7 protein-coding genes and 1 pseudogene are annotated in these 11,888 nt (G+C 37.7%); 3 read left to right on the forward strand and 5 right to left on the reverse strand.

Features of this window, described 5'->3' with window-relative positions; translation table 11 throughout:
- Positions 1-39: 39 nt before the first annotated feature.
- A complete protein-coding gene (locus F6K40_RS22765) occupies positions 40-1,062 on the forward strand; it encodes a mechanosensitive ion channel family protein (protein WP_293139384.1) in 1,023 nt (340 codons plus the stop codon).
- 183 nt (positions 1,063-1,245) lie between these two features.
- Here the strand turns inward: F6K40_RS22765 and F6K40_RS22770 are convergent, their stop codons facing one another.
- Positions 1,246-2,541 (reverse strand): glutamate-5-semialdehyde dehydrogenase, encoded by a 1,296-nt coding sequence (locus F6K40_RS22770; protein WP_293139385.1) that lies wholly within the window; start codon positions 2,539-2,541, stop codon positions 1,246-1,248.
- A 451-nt stretch (positions 2,542-2,992) separates the two neighbouring features.
- A pseudogene (gene ltrA, locus F6K40_RS41410) lies at positions 2,993-5,010 on the reverse strand (group II intron reverse transcriptase/maturase).
- A 1,189-nt stretch (positions 5,011-6,199) separates the two neighbouring features.
- Here ltrA and F6K40_RS22800 point away from each other — a divergent pair.
- Together F6K40_RS22800 and F6K40_RS22805 are read left to right on the forward strand one after the other, a co-directional pair.
- Positions 6,200-6,760 (forward strand): DNA-binding protein, encoded by a 561-nt coding sequence (locus F6K40_RS22800; protein ID WP_293139390.1) that lies wholly within the window; start codon positions 6,200-6,202, stop codon positions 6,758-6,760.
- Between the two features lie 849 nt (positions 6,761-7,609).
- Positions 7,610-9,271 (forward strand): mechanosensitive ion channel family protein, encoded by a 1,662-nt coding sequence (locus tag F6K40_RS22805; RefSeq protein ID WP_293139391.1) that lies wholly within the window; start codon positions 7,610-7,612, stop codon positions 9,269-9,271.
- A gap of 169 nt (positions 9,272-9,440) precedes the next feature.
- On the opposite strand, the gene F6K40_RS22810 is transcribed toward F6K40_RS22805, so the two are convergent.
- The 3 genes from F6K40_RS22810 to F6K40_RS22820 form a co-directional block, all read right to left on the reverse strand.
- Complete coding sequence (locus F6K40_RS22810) at positions 9,441-9,650, reverse strand: hypothetical protein (RefSeq protein ID WP_293139392.1); 210 nt, start codon at positions 9,648-9,650, stop codon at positions 9,441-9,443.
- Positions 9,651-9,761: 111 nt separating this feature from the next.
- Positions 9,762-10,148, reverse strand: a complete 387-nt coding sequence (locus F6K40_RS22815) for an HNH endonuclease (protein ID WP_293139393.1) — start codon at positions 10,146-10,148, stop codon at positions 9,762-9,764.
- Between the two features lie 775 nt (positions 10,149-10,923).
- Complete coding sequence (locus tag F6K40_RS22820) at positions 10,924-11,292, reverse strand: RRXRR domain-containing protein (protein ID WP_293139394.1); 369 nt, start codon at positions 11,290-11,292, stop codon at positions 10,924-10,926.
- Between the last annotated feature and the right edge of the window lie 596 nt (positions 11,293-11,888).

The following is an 11,888-nucleotide window of genomic DNA, read 5'->3' on the forward strand; positions in this document are numbered from 1 at the left end:
TCTACTCCTGGTAGTCTGTTTCCCCCTAAATGGCTAGATATGTTGCCAAGTTGGTTAGATGTGGTTTATTGGGGTCAGACTTTATGGCAGTGGATAGGTTTAGTGATTTCTCTGTCGATTGGTTTTTTGGTTCCCTACAAAATGTTTCAGTGGATCTGGCGGAGAGCTTCTACTCTTGCTCCTCCACGTCAGACTTGGGAACTTCTGATTCCTCCGTTAATTACTATTGTTAGTTTGGTGGCGATCGCCTATTTACTCAATGAGGTTATTAATATTACTGGAAATATATTACTGGTTATTTTAACTTTTCTAGAAGTCATATTGTGGATGATGGTAGGGTTAACAATCTTTCTATTTGGCAATGGTGTAGCAGAGACTATTATTATTTCTCCTCAGATTGATTCTAAAAGTCTAAATGCTAGCACGATCAGAACAATATGTCGTCTTTTAAGTTTAATTACTGGTACAGCTATCTTAATTATTGGTATTGAGAATGTAGGAATTTCTTTGACGCCAATTATAGCAGGTTTGGGAATCGGAGGTCTTGCAATAGCACTAGGAGCTCAATCAAGTTTAGAAAAATTTGTTGCTGGACTGATATTATTGATTGATCGACCTGTTAAAGTGGGGGAGTATTGTCGCTTTGGAGAGGGAGAAGGTACTGTAATGAGTATTGGTTTACGTTCAACCCGAATTCTTTCGGTGGAGGGGGATATTATTTCTATACCTAATTCTCAATTCTCACAGTTTTCATTGCTTAATGAGAGCAGACGCGCTAGCTTTCTATTAAATCAGACGATTAGGTTAAGCTATGATACAACTTCTGAACAAATGAAGTTTCTATTAGCAAAATTGCGAGAAATGATACTCGCTCATCCCAAGGTTGTTAAGCAGGAAGTGGAAGTTAGATTTGTCAAATACAGCGATAACTCTCTTGATGTGGAAATTTCTGCTTATGTCGATACAGTTGAAAAAGATGAGTTTAAGGAAATTCAGGAGGATGTGTTGTTACAAGTTAAGGATATTGTTCATGCAGCAGGAACAAACTTTGCTGTTGGTTAAATACCCATAGTAGGAACTCTCCATGGAAGGTTCCTACAAGATTTTGGTTCTGAGGAGGAGTATAGCGTTACCCATTAAGGTTAGAATATTTCTAAATCCTGTTTGCGGAGCATTTCCCTATAAGAAAAACCCTCTAACAGTGTGCTGTTCCCTATTCCCTATTCCCTATTCCCTAGGGCTATATCAAAAATCTTGGTGAGTAAATGGTTTGGCATTTTCACCAGAATAAGTGGCAGCAATATGACCTTCCCCAACAATTTGATATTTATAAGTGACTAATCCTTCTAAACCTACGGGACCTCTTGGTGGCATTTTCTGGGTACTAATTCCCACTTCTGCACCAAAACCATAACGGAAACCATCAGAAAATCTAGTTGAGCAGTTATGAAATACTCCGGCAGCATCTATTTGTGCGAGGAATGTCTGTGCAGCTTTTTCATCTTCAGTTACAATAGCATCTGTGTGTCTAGAACCATAAGTATTGATGTGAGCGATCGCTTCTTCTAAACTATCGACTACTTTCACAGACAAGATTAAATCGCTATATTCTGTTGCCCAGTCTACATCCGTCGCTACTTTGACTGAGGGCAATATTTGCTGAGTAGCTGCATCACCGCGTAAGTCAACTTGACGTTTTTCTAGTTCGGGAAAAACTTCTGGGAGAAACTTAGCAGCAACATCAGCGTGTACTAACAAAGTTTCGACAGCATTACAAGCAGCAGGATATTGAGTTTTGGCATCAATAGTAATTGCTACTGCTTTTTGAATATCTGCAAATTTATCTACATAAACATGACAAATTCCTTCAGCATGACCTAAAACCGGAATTTGAGTATTTTCTTGAACAAATCTCACAAAAGAATTAGAACCTCTGGGAATAATTAAATCGACATATTCATCTAACTTGAGTAACTCGAGAGTTTCTTCGCGGGTAGTTAATAACTGTACTGCATCAGGATTAACAGAAGTAGTAGATAAACCTTGGCGAATTGCTGTAACTAACTCTTGACATGAATTAGTTGCTTCTTTACCTCCTTTGAGAATCACACCATTTCCTGATTTAATTGCCAATGCTGAAATCTGAATTACAGCATCTGGGCGAGCTTCAAAGACTACGCCAACAACACCAAGCGGACAAGTAATGCGTTTGAGAATTAATCCTGCATCCAGTTCTCGATGTATTTGTATCGTACCCACAGGATCGGGGAGAGTAGCAACATTCCGTAAACCAGCGATCGCGCCTTTGAGTTTAGCCTCATCCATTTTCAATCTGTTATAGAGGGGTTTGGCAATTCCATCAGTTTCAGCTATGCGACAGTCAAGTTGGTTTGCTGTAATAATTTTTGGTGCAGCTTTTTCTAATGCTTGGGCAACTGCTTCAATAGCTTGATTTTTGGCTTCTGTAGATAAAACTGCTGATTTTTGTGCTGCTTGGCGGGTGGTTTTAGCTATTTCAATTAAAGAAACTTCTGTAATCATTTTACTTTAGGCAAAATTTCACTTATACTAATTATTTTATTACTATATCATTTTTTTCTAATTATTGCTCTGCTGATTAAATCTGAAAGTGTTTACAGATCAAGGTGTTGGCGTTTTTAAGTCTTGAAAAAGTGCGTCGGGCATGAGTTAAAAAGCCTCATGCATGTTAGTATTAACACTGCTGAGTTGGACAGAGAAATTGAGGAGCAATTCTAACTCCTACCACCTCTAAATTCCCATTTCTCCTGTAGGGGCTTTCCGGCCGGAAAGCCCCTACAACTACTGACTACTACAAAGAGCAAAAAGACTTTTTCAGCAAACCCTAATTATTATTAACAGGACTTACGCAACGGTACTAAATGTAGCGGGTATATCTGGAATAATGACAGATTTATACTCTATATATAGCGATACTGCATAAGTCCTGATTGTTAAACGTGCGCCAGGTAAGTTACCCTACCCGACTCGTCTTCAGAACCAGACGTGAGACTTTCACCTCCAAAAAGGCTCCTCTCCTAAACGTCCCTTTTCATGGGTACATCCTGCAAAGCGAGTTAACATATCGTCAATCCATACATAATCTTCAGGTAAGTCCCGTGGCTTAAATTTTGGATATGTCTTTTTGTCTAAAGCAGTTTTACTGTCGTGGCAGTGTCGGTGCAACAATTGTTTATTTTTAATTGTGTTGTCACCACCTTTAGACCTTGGTTTTATGTGGTCAACTTCCAATAGGTCAGTTGGTCTAAAGGTTAGTCCACATTTAGGCGCATTTATTCTTTTGCCGTTTTATCAGCGTTGTGACTTCTTTTCTTATGCCTGGATGTTTGCCGATTCGACTACTCCAATAAGTCCAGTCACCATCATAAGGAGATTTATTACCTTTTACTTTGATGTGCCTTACGATAGGTACATCTGAGTGTCGGTAAGTCATATATTCACCATCGTTAAGTACCCAATTTCGGGTCCGGTTGACGTTGGAAAAATACTTTTTCTTTATCCATTTGGCCGACTTATTTGGGTGCCTCCTACTTGCCCATCGACCTAGTCTTTTCCATAGGCGTTCGTTCATTTTACTGAATACCTTTTTGCTGACTACGGTTGAGAAGTAGTTAGCCCATCCCCTTATTACTGGATTTAACTTAGCGATTATTGCTTTTGTGGGGGCGGTTTTGTGGGAATCGGAAATTGGCGGATATTTACGATAATGAGTTTTTATACTCTTAAGGGATGGTTTAATCAGCGTTTTAAATCCTTGTTTGGTTGACTTAGCCTCGTATTGCCTAACATTAAATCCTAGAAAGTCAAATCCAGGTTTGTTTCCTTCATATTCTTCCAAGGTGTGGGCAATGCAAGTTTTTTCTGGTTTTAGCTCTAACCTTACCTGGATTAACCATTCCTGTATTACGGTTTTTGCTTGCAGGACTACTTTGATGTCTTCGTGTAGGATTACAAAGTCATGACTCATAGCGTATTAGGGAGAGACTTCGGCACTTTGCTTGCCAATTTATCTGATGATCTTTATGATTTCTCATATCTAAAGTCTTGGCAAACTTCATTAGTCTTTCTTCCATACCGTGTAAGGCGATGTTTGCTCTTTTTGGGACTAATTACCCCGGACTGTGGTGTACCTTCCACAGTGTTTGAGAATTGTTTGTTGTCAAACACACCAGCTCTTAACCATTGCTTGATTAATCGTCTGTATGGTGTCTGACCCATTTTTCAAGGGCAGTGCATCATGGTTAATTCGGTCAAAACATTTGGATATATCGGCATCCAATACATATTTTGGTTTATGATTGATGCTGGTATAAATTGCCTCAATGGCATCGTGTGTTGACCGTCCTGGTCTGAAACCATAGCTATTTGGTTCAAATCGCGCCTCCCATTCTGGTTCCATACCCAACTTAACCAGAGCTTGTAATGCACGGTCGTACATTGTGGGGATTCCAAGAGGTCTCTTTTCATCCTTCCCTGGTTTTGGTATCCAGATTTCTCAGGGTTGGACTTGCTTTGAGGTAACGTGAGTTTAATAGACTTACCAGGTTCAATCGCTGCATAGGAGGTAGATTTTTAATACCATCTACCCCGGCAGTTTTCTTACCCGGGTCTACTTGGGTCACGCGCCTAACAGCTAGCAACCTTGCGTAATAACTTTTGGTCAGAAGTCCTTGGTATTTACGCCGGAAAGCGGATTTCACCACTATAGGATGCTCTGTAAATTAAATGCCGGCAACTTAAATACATTCTTCAATGGCCCGTCTCCAGTTAATGTCTCTCCATTTGAGATTAGGATTGATACTAACTTGGGACGGTATATCGTCTGTATCCCATGCCACGCTTAAAAAGCGAGTGTGTAATTCTGAGGTCTCCATTTCCTGCGGAAAGGCTTCGCCAACAGAATGTAAGACACACTCAAGAAATGGTTTAGGATTTGCCTTTACGTCTTTTTAGTGTTTTAGCTTTGTTCATCGCTTGCTCATTACCTTACATTACGTCTAACAGTGGGTACGTCTGCAATTAATGGATAATGAATAATGGATAATTAGAGTATTAGGGAGTTAGATAGAAAATTAGAGATTAAAAAAAACTCTTTCATTATCAATTATCAATTATCAATTATTTTAGCTTTTTACCCAATCCTACTCTCCCTAAGACCTGCAACCATAGTGCAGATTGACCTTGGATGGCTTGCCTTCGATTTCGACCTATATTCTTAGGTATCAAGCGAGAGGTTTCCTCGTTCCCTTATCCCTTTTTACGGCTGATTTAGTGGGGTAAAATCTCCCGGAGGGTTCGATATGATTGCTGATAATTTCTTAATTATAAAATTGTCCATTGACCCCCTGACTTTCGTCCTACATTCCATAGCTACCTTTGGGATGGTCAGAAATTACGAGAGTTTAATTACCTTCCTCTTCGTCCACTTGTCAGCCTTTGCTTGCGGTATCGTTCCTGGTAACTGGTATTTTCCCGCTTTTAGACCAGCTTCACGGATTGATGTTCAGTCGCTACCGTGTGGCCTACGCTGTCAACCCAACAACAGGGCGGATGGAATTTCACCATCAAGGAGATAAGAGTTATTCACAAGTCGAGGTTGTCCTCATGTATTGACTTGGAACGGCCATTTATACCCAGTTTTCCCGATTTAGTGGCCAACGAGTCGCACAATTATATTTTCTACTGGGGTTTTTACTGATACTTTGAATTTTTTTGAATCTGCTAATAGTTACTAAATCTATAGAAAAATATTCCTAGACAAGTGTTTTAATTAAGTGTTACCTTAACGGGGTGAACTACAACACCCTCTATCCCATTGCTAAAAGCGTTTGGGACTACTTTTCTTATCGGTATTTAAACGAACATTGACATGACTCATTGTATTTGACACCAGATTATTTTTTTTAATGATATTACGTTCTACTAACTGTATTATCCCTCCTGTAAACATTTAACGAGCTGTTCTGCAATCCTTTCTGAGTCTAAGATATTTTTAGTTGTTTTCCTATGTTTTTCTATAAAATTAATAAAACTTTACAATACTAATTCCTAATCAAGCTGATATAGCAATTATCAAATTGATGAGGTACAAAATTCTAGACTTTAGGGAAAACTTATAATATAATAATTATATATAACTTAAAACCGTAACGTTATGGTTATGACTCTTTCATATGTTAGTACCACACAAGCAGCTTTTCTGCTAAATATTTCCACAGGTAGATTGCGACTTCTACTCAATAATGGTCGTGTTGTTGATGCCGAAAAAGTCGGCAGATTTTGGAAAATTCCCCTCAACCATCGGGGAATGCCAGAAATTACACCAGGCCGTCGTGGTCCTCAAGGAACTTGGAATAAATTTCAACGTACAGCCAAGACTATCGTTCATGTTCTCAGAAAAACTATAGACTACAACAGAGACTATAAAACTTCCCATCCAGCAGTAGCTGTGAAAGTGGGAGATAAAAAAGATTATTGCCACGCTCTGAAAATTCACGGCCCTTGCCAAATAGTTTATCAACCCCATGAACCGAATACAAGCCAAGCCGGAGGTGCCCGACTGTGGATTGAAGTCGAGCCAGAAAAGAGAGTAGAGCGAGTGTACTTTAGTGATGGAGATTATGGTCCGCCACCAGAAGTAGTTCAGCAACGTGCAAAAGCTAAGAAGCCAAAAAATCAGAAAAGAAAATCCAAAAAGAAAGGAAAAAAGAGAAGTAATTAAATATTTGCTTTGGAAAGGAGAATTCCACAAGCAGTGCCTAAGTTCTGCTTAATTTTTTGCTGTCTATAGAACCTATTTGGGTTCTTTTCCTAGGTCATACTCCGCAAAGAAAATTTAACGCATAAGCAAGCTCAGTATAAATTTCTGGAATAACTCATTTACATAGGGCTAATACCATTTCTCATGCATGAATACTACATAAGATTGGGTGGGGAAGTGTGGTCCGTGTGGTCCGTGTGGGGAGAAGTAGGGACGTTGCTTGAGCATTAATGCGTTTTCCGTTCCGGAATGCTACGCTTTCCATGTCGCGTAGCGTTAGCGGAGCGAAAGCGTCTGCAAAACGTCCGTACGAAAAATATATACTAACCGACTAATAATTGTCAAAAACAGACTTTTAATCTTAGTAACTATTGAGGTATTGAAGTATAGGATTAATGCATGGTAATTGGTATAATATCATGCTCGGTTAAATACTTATAAATAATTATCAAGGAGTCAGGAGTCAGGAGTCATAATTTCTGGAGAAAGGAGTCAGGAGAAAAGTAGAAGTGTAATGTCTTTTCCCTACTGTCAGAGCTAAAATTTTATTTATAACTGATTATCCGAACATGATATAAAGCCCTACTACGAACTTTAATTAAACTATTCAACCAGAGGACATTATATTACTCAAATACTAAGATTTCTATCCGGATACTTCTTCTTCCGGATAGAAAGCAATCAGTAGACTAATTGTATATGTAATGGCTTATGGAAATTTTTAAATTTATTTCATTAAAACTCCTACTCATCAACAAAAATTCCTTCTACAATTATTATAAAATATCAAAAATTCTAACTGTAATAATCTTGAGTCTATTAACCTTCATTATTACGATTAATAAAGCTAACTTAGCATTAGGTCAGACTTCAGAAAAATCACAAAACAGTAATATAGAAAATCTCACTCAAGTTAACTCATTAACACCTATTAGCAACATAGTTTATAAACCTATAAAAATAGACGGCAGAGAAATCTTTAAAGTCGCCGCAATCGCAGGGCAAGAAATTCAAGGAAACAGCAATACATCTCCTCTGAATATTCGAGTCAGACTGTATGAAAATAATCTTAGACAAACGATTAAAAATTGCTTTGATGCGGATACTTTAAAATTAACTCTTGAAATCCAGGAAAATCAGACTTTAGTATTTGCTTCTGATGCAGAAGACCTGAAAAATCAAGAATTGATTGCTATTACAGATTTAGATGCTCAGATTCATGGCATATCTAGAGAAGATTTAGCTAATCAGATTATTGGTTTTATGAGAGATGCTTTAATTAGGGCACAGAGAGAGCGACAACCAGACTATTTATTCAGGCAAACTTTAATTTCTACATGGATAATATTAGCTTTAATACTGTTGGGTTTTATCATATCAATTTGGCAAAAAAACTACTTCAATAAATATCAAAAACTTCAAAAACTCATAGAAAGTTTGAAATTGTCTTATCCACAAATAGATGAGTTGAGAAATAATCAACAATTAACCACAGTAAAACCAGAATTAACCCTCGGACAAAAACAACAGTTAATCTGGGAACAACAGCAAGATAAAAATTCTTTTTTCCGAAGCTTCTTACAAGTAATTCACATAATTTTATGGCTGTGTGGTATGAGCTGGATTTTAGGAAATTTTCCTTATAGTCGTTGGCTACAAATTTTATTACTTTCTTATGCGATGGTGTTAACTACAATCATCCTTACTTACTTAATAATTAAAATTAGTCCGGTTATAGTCAACTGCTTTGCTATTAATAATTTTGAGAGACTAGAAACTCAAACTTCTGTTGATAGAACAGTATCACGAGCAATTACTTTTGCCCACACATTGAAAGGAATTGTGATTTTGATATTGGTTTGTTTTGGTATACTTTGGGCATTTCAAAAGTTGAATGTTCCTATAGTTATAGTATTAGTAGGTTTAGGAATTATTAGTTTGACAGTTTCTTTAGGCGATCATAATTTAGTTAAAGATATCATTAGTGGCATTTTGATTTTGCGAGAAGATCAATATGCGATTGGCGATCTTATTGATTTGGATTATACTATGGGTTATGTAGAAGATATGAATTTTCGGGTAACACAATTGCGTGATGCTGGAGGACGTTTAACTACAATTCCTCATAGCAATATTTCTACAGTACATAATTTGACTAAAGATTGGGCAAGTATTGATTTAAGAATAAAAGTTAATTTAGATAGTAATTTAAGTCAAGCGTTAAAGTTAATTAAGCAAGTTACTAATGAGTTGATAAATGATGCAAATTGGGGAGATAAAATTCTTGATAATGCTAGTATTTTAGCTGTGAATAGTGTTTCTCAAAGGGAAGTAGAAATTATGATTAGACTGAAAACAATACCAAGAAAACAGTGGAATGCAGCCCGTGAATTTTGCTACAGATTGAAACAAAATTTCGAGAGAGAAAATATTGCTGTTAATGCTACAATCACTTCAAAATATAGAAGTTAAATTGAAACAGATATGTCATTTCAGTTATCAGTTTTAGACGACATTTTCCTCGACATTTATGGACAACTGTGGACAAAATGTATAGGTATAACCGTCTTTTTTATGTACAACTTTTAATTTGCTTAGATGCACACTTTTAGCTTTTTGTCCTGGCACTGTGAAATTAAAACTATTTGATGAAAGAGCGAGGATTAATTCTACCTACAACTTCAGTTTCAATATTCAAAGCTAAGTCTCCACTCTTCCAGCCTTTTATCGGTTTAAGTGGGTTGTACCTTATGGGGTATCCATATTTATTTACCGCTGCTTTTTGTCTACCTCCTTGCCCTTTGCAAATAGCAACTAAAGCTTGGGTCGTCTGGAAATTTAAGTGATTCACTTCACCTACACAAGCCGCGTCTATGCAGTGTGATTTTGGTAATTTTTGTTTTCTGCGGTTAAATTTTGTTTGTCCTCCGCGCTTATGTGATTACCCTCAACCCAGTAGTCTTTAAAGTATTGAACAATTTCCACCGCGTAGAATTAACCGAGTAGTGCATCTTTTAACGGTAATCTGGCTTGGGGTTTGTATTCGCTTTAATAATTCTGGTTTTCCAGATAAGAATTCCTTAACATCTTGGTTACTCTTAAGTTGATTGCATTTGGTACAGGCAACAGTTAAGTTAGATACTCGGTCTGAGCCTCCTTTCGATCTGGGGTGAATATGTTCTATTTCTAATGGTGTATTTGTTTGACCACTTGTGGAAGCACAGGTTCGGCCCCATTTTTCTAACAAATATTCTCTCAACTCATATCCTGCCAACTCCCCTTGCTGATATTGATATCCTGTAATTTCTGGATTTTGTATCAATTGAGTATCAAAGCGAACCAGTTCCATTGAGATTGATTGAACAGGACAAAACTTGATTAATCGTTAAACCGTACGAACTAAACTGTAGAAAATCGTGACAGCTTAAGATCTTGATATTGGATTAACCAATACTGGCTGTACGGCACAGCTCACTATTCATGCAGGCAGTAAATGCCTCTGGGAATTTCTTGTCTTAAATTTGAACAGAGCCATTGATATCGGCATTAATTACTTTACCTGTTGCACTCCTGATTAAACCACGTTAACTACAGGTATGCATGATTTCACTCATGGATAAGTGACAAATACCATCTTTTAGACTTGCTCTATAAACTGATTCCTTTGAATATATAACTACATTTCGACCTTTGATTTTGTCCTTATACTTTGGTATTTTGGGTTTACCTAAAAACTTCCCCGGATGTGCATGACCATTCTTTGATTGCCTGAAAATAACCACGCCAAGTTGCAACCAAGCATTTTATTATTTGTTTTGATACTTTAGTTGGTAATGCTTTTTGGAGCATCGCTATTTTTGGTGGCGTGATATAGCTTGGTTAAATCTAGACTTTTTGAGCACTTGAAAAAATGCTGACGACAATAATAGTTAGCTAAATTGTACAAGTTTTTTGATTTAAAGGCTAACTCATCACACACCCGCCAAAAGTTATGTGTTCGGTTAATAATATGTCTGTCAACAAGTCGCATTCACCCGCTATAATTCATCTTAAGTTATTACCTGTTTAATATTACAACACTTTTCTACAAATAGCAACTACTTTATACAATTTTCATTCAACAGTTAATCACCCCAAGTCATAGTAGTTTCGACTCTGTGCATGAGAGAGGGCGCTAACCAATTTTTAGGTTTCTTTTTGTTCGGGTTACCTGGTTTACGGTATCTGAGATTTTTTGTCCTTCTAGCTCTCCTTCTTTGAGAACGCTTTTGCAGTTTTTCAGAAATTAATGAACCTCGGTGTTGAATTTCCAACATCCATATCACCTGAAAGCCATCTAATAAAGCTATTCCAGTAAATTTTGAGCCTGGGTCAATCTTAAGAATTAAAGATTTTTCTACAGGTTCAACAGCTTTTTCTAGAATCAAAGTAAATGGAAAGCGTCGCCAGACAGCAGCTAGACCCGAATTGAGCAACCTACGAGCAACAGGCAAGCTTGCAAGGTTGTAATGGTTTTTTGTTTGTATCTACGACAAAAACGTAATTAGTGTTAGACATTGTGGTGTCTAGTCCTTTTCAGTCAAGTGTTCCTCGATTATGTTGGCCAGGCTTATTGATGCCCTAAACACGCTTCGGTACAAAACCTACTTCCGATTGGCGCTATTAAACGCTGTCCTTAATTTAGAGCGACCAGCAACTTATGCTGGTCTTGACTTAGCCAACGTAGTAAGTTTTGACTTAATCTGCAACCTTTGAGAGACAATTCCTAAAATGTCTAGGATTGGCTAGGTTTTTCAAAGGTGGTGACTAAATCCCAAGATTGGGTCATTTCAGTTATCAGTTATCAGTACCTCCGGCTGAACTATTGGGATTGACATACTCCCGACGCTCCCCTCCCCCCTTCCAAAGGGGGGTTAGGGGGGATGGAGAGCGCGGGATTCTTCAGTCTGGGAGACCCTGACCGCAGTTTTAACAGAAGTGATGTCCTCCTCCTGTGTTGATAACAATCCAATTTTCTGTATCAGAAGTGCCGAGTTATAGTCCCTATCTAGTTCTTGTCCACATTCAGGACATGAATGCCAGCGCTCTG

It is taken from the genome of Okeania sp. SIO3I5 (assembly GCF_010672085.1).
Taxonomy (GTDB): Bacteria; Cyanobacteriota; Cyanobacteriia; order Cyanobacteriales; family Microcoleaceae; genus Trichodesmium.